Source organism: Prevotella dentalis DSM 3688 (assembly GCF_000242335.1).
GTDB classification, from domain to species: Bacteria; Bacteroidota; Bacteroidia; order Bacteroidales; family Bacteroidaceae; genus Prevotella; species Prevotella seregens.
In genome coordinates this window covers 1,030,825-1,048,036 of record NC_019960.1, presented here as the reverse complement: position 1 = coordinate 1,048,036, position 17,212 = coordinate 1,030,825, and the positions used below count along the sequence as shown (strand labels likewise).

The window sequence follows — 17,212 nt, the reverse complement described above, 5'->3', positions numbered from 1 at the left end:
ACAGTGCTTAGCGGCGGTTCTTCTTCCAGTATTGCTCCAGACGACGGGCCTCCTCTTGGGTGAGCCAGCAAACGGCGCCGTGCTTCTGTTCCTCAAAATTGGTGTGGCGCATGGGGCTTCCGGCATCGCCAAAGTGTCCGAGATTGGTGAAATGGCTGAAGTCTGTGGTGGCGTAGAAGCCGAAGTTGTGCTTCTTTTGACCATAGACGTCGGTCATGAGCATCCACTTCTTCTGCCCGATGAGCTTGTACACATGGGGTGCTTCGCAGCTGACGCTCTCCTCATCGCAGAACCGATCGTCGTAGGTCCAGGGGCCGGTGATGCTGCTGCTCGTGGCCTGTTTGATGCCGGGCGTGCCGTCGTGAGCCACATAGAACAGATGATATTGCCCGTTGCCCCAGCAGATGTCGCCGTCGATGGCGGTGATGCCGGGCTTGGGATAGGTGAAGAGGGGCTTGGGCAGCGAGGTGAAGCGGTTGAAGTCGGGGTTCACGTAGGCGTAGTAAAGGCTGGCTTGGGCCGTGCCTTGGCGCATGGTGAAGTAGACCATGAGGCGGTGGGTCTCGGTGTCATAAGCCGTTTCGGGGGCCCAGGCGCAGCCTATTTCGCGCAGCGAGGCGTCGAGGGAGTCCAGGCAAACAGAGGTGTGGGCCCAGTGGATGAGGTCGCGCGACTTCATCAACACGAGGGCTCGGTTGTTGCCCCAGCCGTACTTTTCGCCGGGACGCTCCCACTCTGTACTGCGCAAACCCTCGCGTTGGGCATAGATATGCAGGTCGGTGGCGGCCAGGTAGAAGTTGCCTTCAGCGTCTCGATAGATGTGCGGATCGCGTACGCCGCGCTGCCTTGCTATGGTGTCGCCCTTGACAACAGGCCTATCTTCGTTGAGTGCGGTGAAGCTGTAGCCGTCTCGGCTCAGGGCAAAGTGGATGCCATGGTCGGCATCTTTGTGGTACACCATCAGGTAAGCCCCCATCTTTTTTTCCTGTCGGGCCTGTTGGTCGGCCCAGTATTGCTCCAGCCGCCGTGCCTCTTTCTCGGAGATTTGGCACACGGCACCGTGCTTCTGCTCTTGGAAATTGGTGTGGCGCATGGTGCCCTGGTTTTTGCCAAAATAGCCCAATGGGGTGAAGGTTTTGAAGTCTGAGGTCTCCATGAAACCGAAATTGTGCGGGCGGAGACTGTAGACGTCGTACATCATCACCCACTTGTCCTGGCCGATGAGCTTGTATATCTGTGGGGCCTCGCAGCCCCGTTTCTCGTTGTCTATCTGTCCCTCGGTGTACTGGTAGCCGCTGTTCACGCGGTCGGAAATCATGTAGCGTATGCCGCCGGGCTGTTCCTGGGCCACATAGGTCATGAAGAATCGGCCGTCGGGCATGGGTGTGATGTCGGCATCGAGCACTTGGATGTTGGGGTCGGGATAGTCGAAGAGCAGCTGTGGCTCAGTCTCCAGGTCGTCGAAACTGCTGTTGGCGTAGGTGTAGTAACAGCGTGTCTTGCCGTCGGGAGTGGCGCGAATGGTGAGGTAGATCATCATACGGCCCGTGGTTGGGTCGTAAATGGTCTGGGGAGCCCAGGCACAACCCATGTCGCCGAAGCGTTCGGGGAACCGCTCGTTGATGAACACTTCGCGGTGGGTCCAGTGGATGAGGTCGCGCGACTTCATGAGCACGATGCCGCGGTTGTTGCCCCAACCATACTTGTCGTCGCGCTCCCACTGGGTGGTGCGGAAGCCCTTGGCCTTGCCGTCTACGTGCAGGTCGGTGGCCACCATGTAGTAGCAGCCGTCGGGGCCGCGGTAGATGTGTGGGTCGCGCACGCCGTGCTGGGCGGCGATGGTGTCGCCGTCGAGGATGGGGCGGCCGTCGTTCACGTCGGTAAACGTGTGTCCGTCACGACTGGTTGCCATATAGAGGCTCGACGTGGCATCCTTGTGATACACCATAAGATAGGCCCCCATGCCTTTCTCGCCGGCGATGGGACGGGCGGAGGACTTGGTCTTGGCAAGGACAGGAGCTGCTGCCAGCGGTGCCGCCAGCAGCAAGTAGAGGAGGAGATTTGCTTTTTTCATGGATAGTTTTTAGTGTTCTTATATATAATAAGGTGGAGGCAGACTACACGGTGCCTATGATTTCGGTGACGCTCCGGCAGCCGTGGCTTTCGAGCCAGTCGGCCATTCCGTTCTTCACTTTTACGGTAACGGCCGGGTCGATGAAGTTGGCGGTGCCTATTTCAATGGCTGTTGCCCCCGCCATCATGAACTCGATGGCATCCTCGGCGGTCATAATGCCGCCCAGTCCCACGACGGGAATCTTTACCGCGTGGGCCACATCCCACACCATGCGCACGGCTATGGGCTTCACGGCAGGGCCGCTGAGGCCGCCCGTGCGGATGCTGAGCTTGGGCTGCCGCCGTTCAATGTCGATGGCCATGCCCATGAGCGTGTTGATGAGCGACACGGCATCGGCTCCCTCTGCCTCGCAGGAACGGGCAATGTCGGCAATGCTTGTCACGTTGGGGGAGAGCTTCACGATGAGCGTCTTGTGGTAAACCTTCCGCACGGCACGCACCACGCTGGCCGCTCCTTCGCAGGTAACACCGAAAGCCATGCCGCCATCCTTCACGTTAGGACACGAGATATTCAGCTCGATGGCCGGTATATGCTCCAGTGTGCCTATCCGGGCCGCACAGGCTGCATAGCTCTCGGGCGAGTGCCCGCTCACGTTGACAATCATCGGTGTGGGCAGATGGGCAATCTGAGGATAGATGTGTTGGCAGAAGTAGTCGGCCCCCTTGTTCTGCAACCCCACGCAGTTGAGCATGCCCGAAGCCGTTTCGGCCATGCGCGGATAGTCGTTGCCCTCGCGCGGCTCGAGCGTGGTGCCTTTCATGATGATGGCTCCTATTTCTTCCAAAGGCACGAGATCCTGAAACTCCAGCCCATAGCCGAAGGTGCCGCTGGCCGTCATCACGGGATTGGCCAACCGCAATTGATTTATCTTTACACTTAAGTCTACCATAACAACCTCTTGATATTAAACACCGGGCCCTCCTTGCACACGCAGAGATTACCCTCTGTAGTCTTTTCCACACAGCACAGACAGGCCCCCAGTCCGCAAGCCATCAGGTTCTCCAGCGAGGCTTCGCATGCAATGTCTTTCTCGCGTGCGTAGCGTGCCACCGCCACCATCATGGGCTTGGGGCCGCAGGTTTGGATGAGGTCGAAGTGCTCACGCTGCAGGATGGAGTGGTTGGTCACGAAGCCTTTCTCTCCTGCTGAACCGTCCTCGGTGGTGATATGGACAGGCCCCACCTGCTTGAACCAGTCGAGTTCCAGCAGGTCGGCGGCCGTGCGTGCACCGAGCAGGAAGATGGGTCGGCCGCCTGCCTGACGAATCTGTTCGCCCTGATACAGCAGTGGGGCCACGCCCACACCGCCGCCAACAAGGAGCACGCGCCGTGCCCCCGACTCGTCGGCGCTGATGAATCCACGGCCCAGGGGCAGGAGGCAGTTGAGCTTGTCGCCAGCCTTGAGCCGGGTCAGCCGGCGTGTGCCTTCGCCTACGGCTGCCACGAGCAGCCAGAGTTCGTTGCGCGAGGGGTCTGCCCAGTTGATGGAAATAGGCCGGCGCAGGAAAGTGGTGGGCGAGTGGTCGACCCGTACTTCAACAAATTGACCTGGCTGCATTTCCGGCAGGGGCTCCTCGTGGGTAAGCCTGATGAGCGCGTGTTTGGCACTCAAAGCCTCTGTCGAACTGACGGTCAGGTCAAGACAGTATTTCTTCATGGGTTTATCTTTGATGGATTGTTAGCTCACTGCAAAGTTAGAGATTTTTTAGAGAAGGGGCGACATGGGGGCGCGGAAAGTTTGTGTTTGCACGCGAAAGTCTCCTACAACAGCCCATCTGTGCCCGTCATAGAAATCATAAATGCCGGACATCCGTTGCCCGTACGCTCCGCTTGAAGACGGCAGCCCCTCGAAGCTAAGACAATCGGCACTCGAAGAACGGGTAGCCAGAAACCATTCCTAAAGCCACAGGATATTAGAGAACGGACAGCCGGAAACGCAGCCCAATATAATAAGGTGCCAAACAACAGGAAGCCGGAGCCCAATACCAAGGTCTGGACTCTGGTGTGTGCCATGCTCTTTCCGTTAGCTCTTGGGAGTGAAAGTCTCCCAAGTCTGGTCATCGTAGAAGATGCGAATCTCGGTGATGCGCCGTTCCGGTTTGTCAATATATTTAGTGATCGTTTTATCAATACGGTTGGGTGTCGCGGCGACACCGCCATAAGCATCGCCACTTTGACCTTCAAAAAGGGAGGGGGAGAGGAGACTTTGCTGGCCCTCTTGGTGGGCATCTGTTCCGGGTGACTGTTCGCCTGAAGCCACTGAAAGGCTGTCTGTGTACATGGGGCCCGTTCCAAACAGCATCCATTCCACAGAAATGTTGGGCAGATGCGAATGGATCGATTCCACCATCTGTATGGTGGGGCGGGTCCTTCCGTTGAACACGCCACTCAGAGAGCCCTCTGAAATTCCGGTGAACTGGGCGAACACTTTCTGCGACATGTGTTGGCTCTCCATAATTTTCTTGATTCTATCTTTCATAAGCTCCTTTTTGTGGCAGTGCGAGCCTTGGGAGACCGTTTTGCCGTTTTTTGCTTCTATTTGCAAAGGTAAAGTGAAAATTTGAAATCTCCAACGGTTAATCGCAAAAGTTTTACGGTGTAAATTCGAGTTTAAAAACCCGTATTCGCGCAGGGAATAACGGGAAATCGCAAGACGTATAGCCGTTATTCGCAAATCCAAATTCGCATGCTCAAATCAAGACAAAGAGTTTCTGACACATAAATAGCTAATGGATTGACATGTATGCTACTATACAATGTTATATGTTGTACTACAATGCGATTATGCAATAAACGGGCAGACCTTGGCCCAATATACTGTTGAATTTATACGAATGAGAGCTTCAAATATCTGATTCTTAGCCATTTGTGTTGTGATTATAAGATTGCATGAAGATTCGATTTGTGTTTTTGAATTGCAAACCAAGATTTGCAACCTTGAATTTGACAAACTGAACAGAAGATAAAGATTATGCCATTTGAGTTTTAAAACATGAACCACGAGCTGCAAAATCTTCAATTTGACACTTTGGATTTCAGCTTGTCGAATTAAAACAAACGTTAACGGTGAATTCGCGCTTCTGGAAAAAGGCTGTTATTTGTGATTTTGAGCCTATAGCGAATGACGATGCACGAACTTTGAAATACGCGAATTTCAAAGGGGGTAAAATGGGTTTAACTCACGGAAAAACAGTGGAGTTAAAGCAAAAAAAGCATCCTTTGAGGATGCTTCTTCCAGAGAAAATAATGCGTTAAAATGTCAAGGAATCAGTGTAAAATGAAGAAAATAAGCTCTTTCATCAGGTCTCCGGCACTCGTATTTGGGTTGTCCAGCCCCTTGCTTTTGGCATCAACCTCGCGTATTTTCTCTAATATCTCCAACGTTTTCGTGCCCGAGTAATTTCGCATGCCGGTCATATAGTCGTTGACACCCCAAATACTGCGGAGCTCCAGATAGTCGGCGACGCTTTGTTTGTCGGCTTTGTTGGGTGCGTAGAACGCAATCATGAGATTCTGAAAGTAATTGAAGAGCAACGGGAGAAACGCATAAATGGAACCGGCCTTGGGGTTCTTGTCAAAATAATTAATAATTTGATTGGCCTTGAAAACATGGTGATTTACGATGGCATGACGTAGTTCAAAGGCGTTGAAATCCTTGCTTACGCCGATATTGCGCTCTACCAGCTCGGCCGTTACCCGCCGGTCACCGTCGGGCAAGGAGAGTAGCAGCTTGTCGAGTTCCGATTTCAGCCGGTTCATGTCGGCGCCGATGTGCTCTGCAATCATGCTGGAACTCTTGTCGTCAATGGTGGCTTGGTGCTTGGTGAGGTAGGCCCGGATGTGGGCCGGAAGCTCCCATTCGCGCAGTTTCTTGCTCTCAAACACCACCCCCAAACGTTCGGCCATCGATACAAACTTGGTTCGACGATTCAGCGTTCCATTCTTATAGCAAATCACCAAAATCGTTTTGGGTTGTGGTTTCTCCAAATATTTTTCCAGTCTGTCGAACGAACGCAGGCCTTGTGCCTCTTTCACGATAATGACTTTGCGCGGTGCCATCATCGGGTATTGCATGGCCAGGTCGGCCAATTGGGCGGCGTTGACATCGGCTCCGAAGACTACGGTCTGGTCGAAGGCTTGTTGGTCGGGACTCAAGGCATGGGTCTGGATGTAGTCGCTAATCTGGTCGATGTAGTAAGATTCGTCGCCCATCAATATATAAATAGGTGAGAAATTGCCAGCCTTGAGCGTGTGCATGATGGCGTCAAAGGTGGTTGCGGTTTTCTTTTCCGGCATAATTCTGAGTGGTATTTTCTGTTTCTCGGTGCAATTTGCTACCTTTGCACCAAGAAGATTTCCGTGCAAAGATAATAAAATGATTCCATTAAACCTACCCCTCTTCGACATAAAATTGCAGGGCTCGCGGGAGCATCCACGCATTCTCGACGTGTTGCGTCGGCGCTATGTAGCCTTGACTCCAGAGGAGTGGGTGCGTCAAAGCTTCGTGCATTACCTCATCGAACACTTGGGTTATCCAGCTGCATTGTTGGCCAATGAGGTGAGTCTGCAAGTGGGGCAGAAGCAGTTGCGGGCCGACAGTGTGCTTTATGATCGCCGCCTGAAGCCGCGCATGATTATTGAATACAAGGCTCCAACCGTCCAGCTTACACAGAAAGTGTTCGACCAAATCTCTGCTTACAACTTGCTGCTCCACGTAGATTATCTCATCATCTCCAATGGCTTGCAGCACCATTGCTGCCGAATGGATTATCCAAATAAAAAATATTTATTTATGGATCACATTCCGAGATATGAAGAAATCTGACGTTTTGAACGCTCTCCAAACGCCAAATCCCGCATGAAACCATGTATGGTTGCATGCGGGATTTGTGCTGTGTGGGTGGAAAGAGCCGCAATACGTCCTGCGGGCGCACGGACACGGGAGGGTCAGCCTACGGCATCGAAACCCTTGGTGCTGTTGTCACGCATGATGTCCCGGATGTTCAGCTCCTTGTAATCACCGTCCTGATGAGCTGTAGGATCCGGGTGATGAGGCTTGTCCTCCTCATAGTGGAAGCCCTTGTAGTTCAACTCGCCTATACCCCAAAGGGCCACGGCTACAACGAGGAAAGCTATGAAAGCAATTGCTATATTCATAATGGTTGCTTGTTTTGTTGGTATTCGTGTTGCAAAGTTAGTGAATTTTTGCCAAAACGCTGACCTATAGCCAGTTTTTTAACAGAAAAACGCTACCTTTGCTGCCGTTTAGAACAAGACTGAAAGATATGGCAAAATTAGGCAAATGGATAGGAGGTTTCTTTGGTTTTATCACTACGGGCAGTCCTTTAGGCGCATTGGCCGGCTTCGCGCTGGGCGCCCTCTTCGACTCGGACACCGACACAGCCGATGACAAATACACCGGTGACTCCCAGCGTGGACACCGCAGTGGCTTCTCGCAGCAGGGATTCGGCACCGGCAGATACGATTCTACTGAAGGCGTGCGCAGCACGTTTCGTTTCTCTCTCCTCGTGCTGGCTTCCTATATCATTCGTATAGATGGGCGCGTGATGCATTCAGAGATGAACCTTGTGCGCCAGTGGCTGCGCACCAATTTTGGCGAAACAGCCGTGGCCGAGGGGGAGCAGGTGATGCGCAAACTCTTTGAACAGCAGAAGATGCTCGGCCACGCCGAATATCGTTCGGCTGTGCTCAGCAGCTGCCAGCAGCTACGCCAGCTCATGACCTACGAGCAGCGGCTGCAGTTGCTCAACTTTCTGGTGATGATTGCCCAAGCCGACGGCGTGGTGGTCAGCGAGGAAGTGAATGCCCTGCGCGAGTGTGCCCGGTATTTGGGACTGACCGAAGGCGACGTAGACTCCATGCTCAACCTGCACGATGGAGGTTCCAATCTTGACGCTGCCTATAAGGTTTTGGGCGTGGCTCCCACGGCAACGGACGCTGAGGTAAAGGCTGCCTACCGGCGGTTGGCCCTGCAGAACCATCCCGACAAGGTGGCTTCCTTGGGCGAGGACGTGCGGCTGGCTGCCGAACGGAAGTTTCAGGAAATCAATGCTGCCAAGGAAACGGTGTGGAAAGCCCGTGGCATGTAGTTTCAGGTGCCCTTTCTTTTTCCTTTTTCTTATACGTTGAAGCCCCGCCACAGCCTGTTGGCCGTGATGGGGCTTCAATGATTGATGTGGTAAAACTGCTTGGCGAGGCTTATGCCTCTTCGGTGGTTTCCTCGTCTTCTGCCTTTTTGGTGCGGCGTGTGGTACGCTTGCGCTTGGGCTTTTCCTCCACGGCAGCCTCTGTCTTGACACCGGCCAGTTCCGGGTCAATAAGGATACGACCACAATATTCACACACAATAATCTTCTTGTGCATCTTGATATCGAGCTGACGCTGGGGCGGAATCTTGTTGAAACAGCCGCCACAGGCATCGCGTTGCACGTACACAATGCCCAGTCCGTTGCGGGCACCCTTGCGTATGCGCTTGAAGCTCGTGAGCAGACGCGGTTCGATTTTCAGTTCCAGTTCCTTGGCGCGTTCTTTCAGTTTCTCCTCTTCCTCGCGCGTTTCCTGCATGATTTCGGCCAGTTCGTTGCGCTTGTGGTCCAAGTCCTGCTGACGATCGGCAATGGTAGCTTGGGTTTGAGCCAGGTCCTCCTGCCGTTCGGCCACCTTGGCAGTAGCCTCCTTGATCTTCTTGTTGCAGAGTTCAATCTCCAGACTCTGAAACTCAATCTCCTTGCTTAGCGTGTCGTATTCGCGGTTGTTGCGCACCTCGTCGAGCTGCGATTTGTAGCGCTCCACGCTCTGTTGGGCAGTTTCAATCTCGTTGCGTTTCTGGGCAATGGCCTGCTGAAAGTCGGCAATGTCGTTCTCAATTTTGCTCTGTCTTGTGTTCAGGCCGGCAATTTCATCTTCCAAGTCCTGTACTTCCAAGGGCAGTTCGCCGCGCAGGGCACGCTTTTCGTCGATGGCCGACAGCGTGGTTTGCAGCTGGTAGAGTGCGTTCAGCTTCTCTTCGACAGACAGCTCTGTGGGTTCTTTCTTCGTCATAATGTGTGGGTATGTGATTTAAAATGTTACAGATAGATAATCGGATTGGTGTTCGTCCGCGTCAGGTGGCACGTTACACCCGGGCAGGCCGCGGTAATGACATCGCGGAACACCTCGTTGGTGAACTGCTCGCTCTGGTAGTGTCCAATGACGGCAATCTGCACTTCCTGCTCATGTCCGAAGTATTCGTGATAGTGCATCTCACCTGTAACAAAGGCGTCGGCCCCGGCAGCAATGGCCTGGGGCAGCAGGAAAGAACCCGCTCCGCCGCACAGGGCCACCCGTTCGATGCTGCGGCGCAGCAACTGGTTGGCCGAAACACATTCTACATCAAATGTCCGCTTCAGCATCAGGATAAAGTCATCAGCTGCCATGGGCTCCGCCAACCGGCCGATAACGCCTTCTCCTCCAGCCACCGTTTCGGAAGACTCCTGTCCGTCCGCACCCGGTATGGGCACCGATTGTTGCCGTCCGAAGAAGTGCAGATCGCCGAGTCCCAGCTTCTGTGCAATCCTGTAATTCACCCCGCCGCGGGCACTGTCCATGTTGGTGTGCATGGATACGATGGCCACATGATGCTCTATGGCTTTCATCACGGTGCGCTGCACGTAGTCCTCGCCCGTGATGCGACGCAGTTTGTGGAATATCAAAGGATGGTGCGACACAATGAGATTGCAGCCCAAGGCCACGGCCTCATCTACCGTTTGCTCGGTTACATCCAGACACAATAAAGCCCCTGAGACTTCCACTTCTGTTAATCCGAGCTGCAGACCGGCATTGTCATAGTCTTCCTGCAGGGGCAGAGGCGCGAATCGTTCAAGGGCATTCACCACTTCTTTTATTTTCACGCTAAAGTACGTTTAGGGTGCAAAGATAGTGAAAAGTGGGCGAAAAAGTTGGTGTACTCTTGCTTTTTAACCAAATTTAGCGTGCTCTCCGTATGCCGAAAAGCAGTCAATCCTTGGCGCGTTGGGTATTTTTCCGTATTTTTGCCACGAGGAACAAAGACAGAAGATTATGGCAAGCTATATCAGATTCGACTGGGCCATGAAGCGCATGCTTCGCGACAAGGCCAACTATGGGGTGCTCGAAGGACTCATCACCACGTTGTTGGGCAAGCGTATCAAGATTCAAAAGCTGCTGGAGAGCGAGAGCAACCAGGAGCATGAAGACGACAAGCAGAACCGTGTGGACGTGCTTGCCGAGGATGAGAGCGGCGCACTCTACCTCATTGAGGTACAGAACGAGACCGAGTTTGCCTATTTTCAGCGTATGCTTTTCGGCACTTCAAAGCTCGTCACCGAGTATATTAACCGTGGACAGGGCTACGAAAACATCCGTAAAGTATATGCCATCAACATCGTTTACTTCAAACTTGGCGAAGGTAGCGACTATGTTTATCACGGCAAGACGGAGTTTCGGGGCATTCACGACAACGAAGTGTTGCGGCTCTCGCCCTTTCAACAGCAGAAATTCAGCGTCGATGCCGTGAGTGATCTCTATCCCGAGTACTGGATTCTCAAGGTAAACGACTTCAGCCGTTGGAGCCGCGTGCCGCTGGAGCAGTGGATTTATTTCCTCAATACAGGCGAGATTCCCGACGATGCCGACGCTCCGGGCTTGGACGAGGCCCGGCAGAAGCTCAAGCTGGATCACATGACACGCGAGGAGCTCCGCGCTTATTACCGTCATTTGGACAATGTAGTCATTCTGCGCGACAATATCACCACGGCACGTGGAGAGGGTAAATTAGAGGGCCGGGCCGAGGGAATCGCCGAGGGTAGAGCCAAGGGAATCGCTGAGGGTAGAGCCGAGGGAATCGCTGAAGGGCGGGCCGAAGGCCGAACCGAAGCCTTGACGGAAACGGCTCGCAAGCTCAAGGCCATGGGGCTCCCAGCCGAACAGATTGCCGAGGGAACAGGGCTTTCCATAGAGGAGATAGCCCGGTTGTAATGCTTTCGTCGCGACAATGGCGGCTATCAGAGCCTTGGGGCGACAATTGTTTTTTGTATGTTATGGATTTGACTTTCTCTTTTTTATGAAGACCATTCTTGTTGCCGCGCGGCGCAATCTCGGCAAACTGTCCTTTCGTACCGGTGTCATGACGCTGTTGCTCTGCATTCCTTTTTATATCCTCTCCTTTGCCCAGCTGGCCTTTGTTACCTCTGCCGTGGCTAAAGGCGTGCTTTGGTTCATCCTCTTTGGCTTGGCCAAATGCTTCCAGTATGCCGGTCTCACCATCCTTGGAGTCGAGGGCGTGAAGCGGCTGAAAGTGTGGTGGAAGCAAAAGAAAGGGTAGATTCCCAGGAATCTACCCTTTCCTTTCTCCGTGTTTCTCCTTTCGATAGCCGCTGGCCGTGAAGACGGCGAGCAACTCCTGGTGCTGATTGCACACACGAACTTCGGCAAATGGCATCTTGTGGTGGTTCACCACCTCGTGTCCTTCGGCCGTGAGCCGATCGCCAAGTCTGGCCGATTTCACATACGTGATGCTGGCGTTCGTGGTGAGTGTACTGATGCCATGGCTGTTCACGGCGGCGGCAAAGGCCAGGTCGGCCAAGGTGAACAGGGCACCGCCCTGACACACTCCATAGCCGTTGAGATGGTGTTCGGCCACGGTCATTACGGCCTTGGCATATCCCTCATGGGCTTCCACCAACCGGGCGTCAATGTGATTGATAAAACGGTCGCTCTGGAAATAAGTCAATGTGTCCATCATTCGGCCAGTTTCAGCAAGTCTTTGTCGTCGAGTGCTGTGAGCCGGTGTTCTGAGATGATCCGGTCGGCCCGTTCCTTGTTGTCGGTCTTGAAGATGAGTACGCCCCGGTTTTTCAGCAGGAAAGAGTACAGATAGTTTATCTCTATCTCGTCGGCTGCAAAGATTTCCAGTGCATCTGCGGCCATGCCCGGCGTGTTGTCCAGGCTGATTGCCTGTACCTGCGTGAGCGTAGCAGTGATGCCAGCCTCCTTGAGCACCAGGCAGGCGCGCTGCGGCTCCGTGCAGATGACACGGCAGATACCGAAGTCCTGCGTGTCGGCCACGGTGGTGGTGATGAGCTGTATTCGTGATTGCTTGAAAAGGCGCAGCACCTTTTCAAGCGTGCCGGCCTTGTTTTGTATGAAGATTGAAATCTGGTTTACCATGAGTCTGTGGGTTGTTGGGTTAAGAAAAACGGAGTCTACCGCCTGTCGCCAAGGAATGCCCGGCGGTCCACCACGCGCACAGCCTTGCCGTCGCTTGCGGGCAACGTGCCGGCAGGAAGCAGTTTTACATGAGGCGTGAGCAGTATCTCGTCGTGCAAAGCATGTGCAATGTTGCGTGTAAGTTGCTGCAACACGGCAAAGTTGTCGGTGAAACCCTGCTCCAATTCCACCTCCACCGTCATGGCATCGTTGCTTTCTTCGGTGTCGAGTGTGATGAGATAGTTGCTGCCCAGCTCCCTGAATTGCATGAGAACCTGCTCAATTTGGATGGGGAAAATGTTCACGCCCTTGAGCACAATCATGTCGTCCGACCGGCCTTTCATGCGGTCGATGCGGCGATGGCAGCGGCCGCAGGGGCATGTTCCGGGGATGATTCGCGTGAGGTCGCGCGTGCGATAGCGCAGCAACGGCATGGCCTCGCGGTTCAGTGTAGTGAGCACTAGCTCGCCCACTTCGCCGTCGGGCACAGGCTCCAGCGTCTCCGGATCTACGATTTCCACCAAGTAATAGTCCTCCCAAATGTGCATGCCGTTTTGCTCCCGACACTCGAAAGCCACGCCCGGCCCGCACATCTCCGACATGCCGAACGAGTTGTAGGCCTTCACGCCCAGCATCTCTTCGATACGTTTGCGCTGCTCGTCGCTGTGGGGTTCTGCGCCGATGGCTAGGATTTTGAGCCGTGTGTCGCGTCTGGGATCGACGCCTTCCTGCTGCATCACCTCGTAGATGCGGGTGGCATAGCTGGGTATGGCGTGCACCACCGTGGTGCCAAAGTCGGTCATAAACTTGATTTGCCGCTTGGTATTGCCGGCTGCAGCGGGCACGGTGAGCATGCCCAGCCGCTCGGCTCCATACTGGAATCCCAGTCCGCCGGTGAACATGCCGTAGCCCGAGGTGTTCTGGAACACGTCGTCGGGGCGCGCTCCCACCATCCATAGGCAGCGGGCCACGGCATTGGCCCACTCGTCCAGGTCACGTTGGGTGTGGAGTATCACGGTGGGGTTGCCCGTGGTGCCGCTCGACGAGTGCAGGCGCACGCAGTCGCGCAGCGGCACAGAAGCTATGCCGAAAGGGTAGGTATCGCGCAGGTCCTGCTTGGTGGTGAAGGGAATGCGGCGCAAGTCGTCGAGCGTCCGGATGTCGTCGGGCGAGAGGCCGGCCTCGGCAAACCGCTGCTTGTAGAACGGGGAGTGCATGCAGCGGGCCACCGTCTTTTGCAGACGTTCCAGCTGCAAGGCCTCTATCTGCGGGCGCGGCATGGTCTCCAGCTCGGGGTTAAAGTAGGGAGAATGGTTCATAACATAATAGGTAATTAAGGTAGTAGGCTACAGCTGATGGTCGTCGTGGAACTGGCGCATGCGGTCGTCGAGCACAGTATAGAGCTCGTCGCGCATGCGGCTGGTACAGGCTCGCACACCCTCCTGACGGCTGCCGGTGGTGTCGAGAGAGATGCTACTCACACCGTAATACATCAATTCCTTGGCCAGCTGACCGCCCGTGAGTCCGGGATAGCCCAGCGTGAAGAAGAAGCCGTCGCCCACTTCGCGTGTCACGTCGCGGTCATAGACCACGCGGAAACCGTGCCGACAGAATATCTCCTTCATCTTGTTGGCCCGCCGTTCGTACTCGCGCGTGTCTTCCACGAAGTTGATTTTGCCCTCGCAACTCAGTCGCAGCATCTCGGCATAGCCGTACTGCGTGGAGGCGGTGCAGCCGCTGGTCATCATGTAGAGTATCTCGGCGATGAACGTGCTGCCGAACACCCCCGCGTCATGGTAGCGTTGCTGCAGGGCGGGATAGTGCTTGTCGAACAGGGCGTCGCTGATGCAAACCAGCGCCATGCGCTGGCCGGCGTAGCTGAATATCTTGCTCGACGAGAGCATCAGCACGTAGTTTTCCGTGTATCGGGCCACGGTGGGCACGTAGGGCGGCCGGTAGGGATGGCCCAGGTCGCGCCGGTAATCCATGCAGAAGTAGGCCAGATCCTCCAGCACCACGGCGTCGTATTTGGTGGCCAGCTCGCCTATCACTTGCAGCTCGGGCTCCTCCAGGCATATCCATGCCGGGTTGTTGGGATTGGAGTAGACGATGGCCGCCACGTCGCCGTCTTTGAGTTCGTCTTCGAGCTTGGCTTTCAACTTCTCGCCGCGGTAGGGATAAATGTCGAACTCTTTCCACTTGATGCCCAGCACGCGGAGCTGCGACTTCTGGATGGGGAAGCCCGGATCGATGAACAGCACCTTGTCCTTGCCCGGAATGCGCTGGGTGGTGGCGATGAAAGCGCCGAAGCTCCCGGCCACGCTGCCCGTGGTGGGCACGCAGCTGCGTGCGCTCACGTCCACGTTGACAAAGGCTTTCACAAACTCGTGGGCGGCCTCTTTCAGCTCTCTCACCCCGGCGGCCGGCGGATATTGGCTGCCCACCCCGCGGTCGAGCGCACGCTTTTCGGCCTCTATGCCGTAGTGGTTGGCGGGCAGTCCCGGCGACCCTTGGTCCATGCGTACAAAGGGGATGCCCGTCTTTTGTTCCAGATACTGGGCCACCAGAAGCGTCTCGCCGATGGTGGCATGCGAGAGGTTGGCCACGTGCGACTGTGCGCAAGCCTCGTTGACCAACTGTTCACTGAATATCTTCATCGCTCTTCTTTTAATCCCAAATCAAAGGCCTTGTAGTTGTCTTCCACCACGCGCGCGCCCTTGGCGGCAAAGATACGGCCGATGGCGGCCCGTAGTTGCTCGGGCGAAAGTATGCCGATCGTGTCGGCTGCCATGCCCAGCAGGAGCATGTTGGCGCTCTTGGGCATGTGGTGTTCCCTGGCCATGCTGTTGATGGGCAGGGCCTTGACGTGGGGCAAACGCCGCAGAGCGTCGGCCACGCGCTGCGCGTCCGGGTAGTTGGGAATGTTGACGAGGGGCTCCGACGAGGTAATCACCCATCCGTCCTTGTTCAGGAACGGCACGTAGCGCAGGGCCTCCATGGGCTCCATGGCGATGATGATGTCGGCCTGTCCCTGCGGTATCAGGTCGCTGTATATCTCCTCGGTGCTCAGCCGCAGGTTGCTCTGCACGTCGCCGCCGCGCTGGCTCATGCCGTGCACCTCGGCCTGTTTCAGATGGAGGCTGGCCGCCGTGGCGGCCTCGCCAATGACTGTAGCGATGGAGAGGATGCCTTGTCCGCCCACGCCCGACAGGATAATGTTCTTTCTCATGACTTCTTTTCAGCTTTGTTCTTACGTGCTTTGCGGCTCAGTGTCTGCACGCATTCTCGGCGTGGGATGATGACACTGACGCCCTGATACTCGAATTCTTCGCGCAGCGTCTGCGTGATTTCCGGCATGTTCTTGGCCAGCGGCGTCACCACGCGCACATGTTCCGGCTCCACGCCCAGCCCCAGGCAGATGGCCTCGAACTTGTTGGTTCCGGCCGAATCCTGCCCTCCGGTCATGGCCGTCGTGAGGTTGTCGGAGATGACGACCGTGATGTTGGCCCTGTCGTTCACGGCATCGAGTAGGCCCGTCATGCCGCTGTGGGTGAAGGTGGAGTCGCCGATGACGGCAATGGCGGGGAACAGTCCGGCGTCGGCCGCGCCCTTGGCCATGGTGATGCTGGCCCCCATGTCCACGCAGCTGGCGATGGACTGGAACGGGGGCAGCGCGCCCAGCGTGTAGCAACCGATGTCGCCGAAGATGCGTGCTCCCTCGTATTCGGCCGCCACCTCGTTCAGGGCGGTGTACACGTCGCGGTGGCCGCAGCCTTGGCAAAGGGCCGGCGGACGCCCCACCACGTCGTCGATGGGGGCGAACGGCATGTCGATGGTCTGGCCAAGTGCCTTGCCCACGTTGTCGGGGGTGAGCTCGCCGGTGCGCGGCAGGTCGCCCGTGAGGCGGCCGCAAACCTTGTAATCCTTGCCCAGCAGGGCTTTGAGGCTCTCTTCGACAAAGGGCTGCCCGTCTTCCACCACGAGCATTCGGTCGCTCATGGCGGCCAGTTCTGCAATCAGCTTCTCGGGCAGGGGGTACTGGTTCAGTTTCAGAATGGCCGACACGCCCGTGGCCCCGGCCTCCTTCACATAGTTGTAGGCAATGCCACAGGCTATCACGCCCACGCCCTTGCCCTCTTGCAGCTCCAGCTGGTTGCGGCCGCCCTCCTCCGAGAGGCGCAGCAATTCGGGCTGTTTGGCAATGAGGCCGGCGTAGTTCCTGCGGGCGATGGCGGGCAGCAGCACCCAGTGCTTGCCCTCGTCGGGGCGGAGCGCGTTGGGCGCTTTCAGTTCGCTGCCGATGGTCACCGAGGCGCGCGAGTGGGCCAGACGCGTCACAATGCGCACCAGCACGGGCAGTTTCAGGGCCTCCGACGTGCGGAACGCCAGCTTTGGAATGTCGAAACACTCCTGCTGGTTGCTCGGCTCGAAGATGGGAATCATGGCAAACTTGCCATAGAAGCGGCTGTCTTGCTCGTTCTGCGACGAGTGCATCGAGGGGTCGTCGGCCACGAGCACCACGATGCCGCCGTTCACTCCCGTGATGGCTGAGTTGACAAAGGCATCGGCACAGACGTTCAGGCCCACGTGTTTCATGCACACCAGGGCGCGCTTGCCGGCATACGACATGCCCAGTGCGGCCTCCATGGCCGTCTTTTCATTGGTGCACCATCGGCTGCGTATGCCGCGCTGCGCGGCCGTCGGGTCGTTCTGGATAAACTCTGTAATCTCTGTCGAGGGCGTGCCCGGATAGGCATAGACACCCGAGAGACCGGCGTGGATGGCACCCAGAGCGATGGCTTCGTCGCCGAGCAGCAGTTTCTTTTCTGTCATG

The 17,212-nt window shown here is 55.9% G+C and carries 18 protein-coding genes; 4 read left to right on the top strand and 14 right to left on the bottom strand.

What is annotated here, in order from left to right; genetic code table 11:
* Nucleotides 1–7 precede the first annotated feature (7 nt).
* The 5 genes from PREDE_RS04285 to holA form a co-directional block, all read right to left on the bottom strand.
* Nucleotides 8–2,074 (bottom strand): glycoside hydrolase family 43 protein, encoded by a 2,067-nt coding sequence (locus tag PREDE_RS04285; RefSeq protein WP_005844473.1) that lies wholly within the window; start codon nt 2,072–2,074, stop codon nt 8–10.
* Nucleotides 2,075–2,117: 43 nt separating this feature from the next.
* A complete protein-coding gene (locus tag PREDE_RS04280; RefSeq protein ID WP_005844471.1) occupies nt 2,118–3,023 on the bottom strand; it encodes a dihydroorotate dehydrogenase in 906 nt (301 codons plus the stop codon).
* The gene (locus PREDE_RS04275) at nt 3,017–3,790 is read right to left on the bottom strand and encodes a dihydroorotate dehydrogenase electron transfer subunit (protein ID WP_005844469.1); all 774 of its coding nucleotides are present in this window, start codon (nt 3,788–3,790) and stop codon (nt 3,017–3,019) included. The genes PREDE_RS04280 and PREDE_RS04275 overlap by 7 nt, the downstream gene beginning before the upstream one ends.
* A gap of 366 nt (nt 3,791–4,156) precedes the next feature.
* A complete protein-coding gene (locus tag PREDE_RS04270) occupies nt 4,157–4,612 on the bottom strand; it encodes a helix-turn-helix domain-containing protein (RefSeq protein WP_015298480.1) in 456 nt (151 codons plus the stop codon).
* A 788-nt stretch (nt 4,613–5,400) separates the two neighbouring features.
* A complete protein-coding gene (gene holA, locus PREDE_RS04260) occupies nt 5,401–6,429 on the bottom strand; it encodes a DNA polymerase III subunit delta (protein ID WP_015298479.1) in 1,029 nt (342 codons plus the stop codon).
* A 79-nt stretch (nt 6,430–6,508) separates the two neighbouring features.
* Between holA and PREDE_RS13420 the strand changes: the two genes are divergently transcribed.
* Nucleotides 6,509–6,958 carry a type I restriction enzyme HsdR N-terminal domain-containing protein gene (locus tag PREDE_RS13420; protein WP_005844461.1) on the top strand — a complete coding sequence of 150 codons (450 nt, stop codon included), beginning with the start codon at nt 6,509–6,511 and terminating at the stop codon, nt 6,956–6,958.
* A 122-nt stretch (nt 6,959–7,080) separates the two neighbouring features.
* On the opposite strand, the gene PREDE_RS04250 is transcribed toward PREDE_RS13420, so the two are convergent.
* Nucleotides 7,081–7,290 carry a hypothetical protein gene (locus tag PREDE_RS04250; protein WP_005844459.1) on the bottom strand — a complete coding sequence of 70 codons (210 nt, stop codon included), beginning with the start codon at nt 7,288–7,290 and terminating at the stop codon, nt 7,081–7,083.
* Nucleotides 7,291–7,418: 128 nt separating this feature from the next.
* Here PREDE_RS04250 and PREDE_RS04245 point away from each other — a divergent pair, with 128 nt between their 5' ends.
* Nucleotides 7,419–8,243, top strand: a complete 825-nt coding sequence (locus tag PREDE_RS04245; RefSeq protein WP_005844457.1) for a DnaJ domain-containing protein — start codon at nt 7,419–7,421, stop codon at nt 8,241–8,243.
* Between the two features lie 109 nt (nt 8,244–8,352).
* Here PREDE_RS04245 and PREDE_RS04240 read toward each other — a convergent pair whose 3' ends face one another.
* Both PREDE_RS04240 and PREDE_RS04235 read right to left on the bottom strand, forming a co-directional pair.
* Nucleotides 8,353–9,195: a zinc ribbon domain-containing protein gene (locus PREDE_RS04240; RefSeq protein ID WP_005844455.1), complete on the bottom strand. Its 843-nt coding sequence runs from the start codon at nt 9,193–9,195 to the stop codon at nt 8,353–8,355.
* 26 nt (nt 9,196–9,221) lie between these two features.
* A complete protein-coding gene (locus tag PREDE_RS04235; RefSeq protein WP_005844453.1) occupies nt 9,222–10,043 on the bottom strand; it encodes a Nif3-like dinuclear metal center hexameric protein in 822 nt (273 codons plus the stop codon).
* 169 nt (nt 10,044–10,212) lie between these two features.
* On the opposite strand from PREDE_RS04235, the gene PREDE_RS04230 reads away from it, so the two are divergent.
* Both PREDE_RS04230 and PREDE_RS04225 read left to right on the top strand, forming a co-directional pair.
* Entirely contained in the window at nt 10,213–11,148 is a 936-nt protein-coding gene (locus PREDE_RS04230; RefSeq protein ID WP_015298477.1) for an Rpn family recombination-promoting nuclease/putative transposase, read from the top strand.
* An 85-nt stretch (nt 11,149–11,233) separates the two neighbouring features.
* Nucleotides 11,234–11,494: a hypothetical protein gene (locus PREDE_RS04225; RefSeq protein ID WP_015298476.1), complete on the top strand. Its 261-nt coding sequence runs from the start codon at nt 11,234–11,236 to the stop codon at nt 11,492–11,494.
* Between the two features lie 12 nt (nt 11,495–11,506).
* Here the strand turns inward: PREDE_RS04225 and PREDE_RS04220 are convergent, their stop codons facing one another.
* The 6 genes from PREDE_RS04220 to PREDE_RS04195 are packed head-to-tail and all read right to left on the bottom strand — an operon-like array spanning nt 11,507 to nt 17,211.
* The gene (locus PREDE_RS04220) at nt 11,507–11,911 is read right to left on the bottom strand and encodes a PaaI family thioesterase (protein WP_015298475.1); all 405 of its coding nucleotides are present in this window, start codon (nt 11,909–11,911) and stop codon (nt 11,507–11,509) included.
* A complete protein-coding gene (locus tag PREDE_RS04215; protein WP_005844446.1) occupies nt 11,911–12,339 on the bottom strand; it encodes an amino acid-binding protein in 429 nt (142 codons plus the stop codon). Before PREDE_RS04215 ends, PREDE_RS04220 begins: the two co-directional genes overlap by 1 nt.
* Before the next feature lie 35 nt (nt 12,340–12,374).
* On the bottom strand, nt 12,375–13,697 hold the full coding sequence (locus PREDE_RS04210) for a phenylacetate--CoA ligase family protein (protein WP_005844444.1): 1,323 nt from the start codon (nt 13,695–13,697) through the stop codon (nt 12,375–12,377).
* Nucleotides 13,698–13,724: 27 nt separating this feature from the next.
* A complete protein-coding gene (locus tag PREDE_RS04205) occupies nt 13,725–15,035 on the bottom strand; it encodes an aminotransferase class I/II-fold pyridoxal phosphate-dependent enzyme (RefSeq protein WP_005844443.1) in 1,311 nt (436 codons plus the stop codon).
* Nucleotides 15,032–15,607: an indolepyruvate oxidoreductase subunit beta gene (locus PREDE_RS04200; RefSeq protein ID WP_005844441.1), complete on the bottom strand. Its 576-nt coding sequence runs from the start codon at nt 15,605–15,607 to the stop codon at nt 15,032–15,034. Before PREDE_RS04200 ends, PREDE_RS04205 begins: the two co-directional genes overlap by 4 nt.
* The gene (locus PREDE_RS04195; RefSeq protein WP_015298474.1) at nt 15,604–17,211 is read right to left on the bottom strand and encodes a thiamine pyrophosphate-dependent enzyme; all 1,608 of its coding nucleotides are present in this window, start codon (nt 17,209–17,211) and stop codon (nt 15,604–15,606) included. The genes PREDE_RS04200 and PREDE_RS04195 overlap by 4 nt, the downstream gene beginning before the upstream one ends.
* Nucleotide 17,212: the final 1 nt, after the last annotated feature.

Excerpts from the sequence above, each read along its gene's own strand:
- holA (WP_015298479.1), bottom strand. The coding sequence starts at position 6,429 with ATGCCGGAAAAGAAAACCGCAACCACCTTTGACGCCATCATGCACACG.
- PREDE_RS04270 (WP_015298480.1), bottom strand. The coding sequence starts at position 4,612 with ATGAAAGATAGAATCAAGAAAATTATGGAGAGCCAACACATGTCGCAG.
- PREDE_RS04200 (WP_005844441.1), bottom strand. The coding sequence starts at position 15,607 with ATGAGAAAGAACATTATCCTGTCGGGCGTGGGCGGACAAGGCATCCTC.
- PREDE_RS04240 (WP_005844455.1), bottom strand. The coding sequence starts at position 9,195 with ATGACGAAGAAAGAACCCACAGAGCTGTCTGTCGAAGAGAAGCTGAAC.
- PREDE_RS04275 (WP_005844469.1), bottom strand. The coding sequence starts at position 3,790 with ATGAAGAAATACTGTCTTGACCTGACCGTCAGTTCGACAGAGGCTTTG.
- PREDE_RS13420 (WP_005844461.1), top strand. The coding sequence starts at position 6,509 with ATGATTCCATTAAACCTACCCCTCTTCGACATAAAATTGCAGGGCTCG.
- PREDE_RS04220 (WP_015298475.1), bottom strand. The coding sequence starts at position 11,911 with ATGGACACATTGACTTATTTCCAGAGCGACCGTTTTATCAATCACATT.
- PREDE_RS04245 (WP_005844457.1), top strand. The coding sequence starts at position 7,419 with ATGGCAAAATTAGGCAAATGGATAGGAGGTTTCTTTGGTTTTATCACT.
- PREDE_RS04250 (WP_005844459.1), bottom strand. The coding sequence starts at position 7,290 with ATGAATATAGCAATTGCTTTCATAGCTTTCCTCGTTGTAGCCGTGGCC.
- PREDE_RS04215 (WP_005844446.1), bottom strand. The coding sequence starts at position 12,339 with ATGGTAAACCAGATTTCAATCTTCATACAAAACAAGGCCGGCACGCTT.
- PREDE_RS04195 (WP_015298474.1), bottom strand. The coding sequence starts at position 17,211 with ATGACAGAAAAGAAACTGCTGCTCGGCGACGAAGCCATCGCTCTGGGT.
- PREDE_RS04285 (WP_005844473.1), bottom strand. The coding sequence starts at position 2,074 with ATGAAAAAAGCAAATCTCCTCCTCTACTTGCTGCTGGCGGCACCGCTG.
- PREDE_RS04205 (WP_005844443.1), bottom strand. The coding sequence starts at position 15,035 with ATGAAGATATTCAGTGAACAGTTGGTCAACGAGGCTTGCGCACAGTCG.
- PREDE_RS04225 (WP_015298476.1), top strand. The coding sequence starts at position 11,234 with ATGAAGACCATTCTTGTTGCCGCGCGGCGCAATCTCGGCAAACTGTCC.
- PREDE_RS04280 (WP_005844471.1), bottom strand. The coding sequence starts at position 3,023 with ATGGTAGACTTAAGTGTAAAGATAAATCAATTGCGGTTGGCCAATCCC.
- PREDE_RS04230 (WP_015298477.1), top strand. The coding sequence starts at position 10,213 with ATGGCAAGCTATATCAGATTCGACTGGGCCATGAAGCGCATGCTTCGC.
- PREDE_RS04210 (WP_005844444.1), bottom strand. The coding sequence starts at position 13,697 with ATGAACCATTCTCCCTACTTTAACCCCGAGCTGGAGACCATGCCGCGC.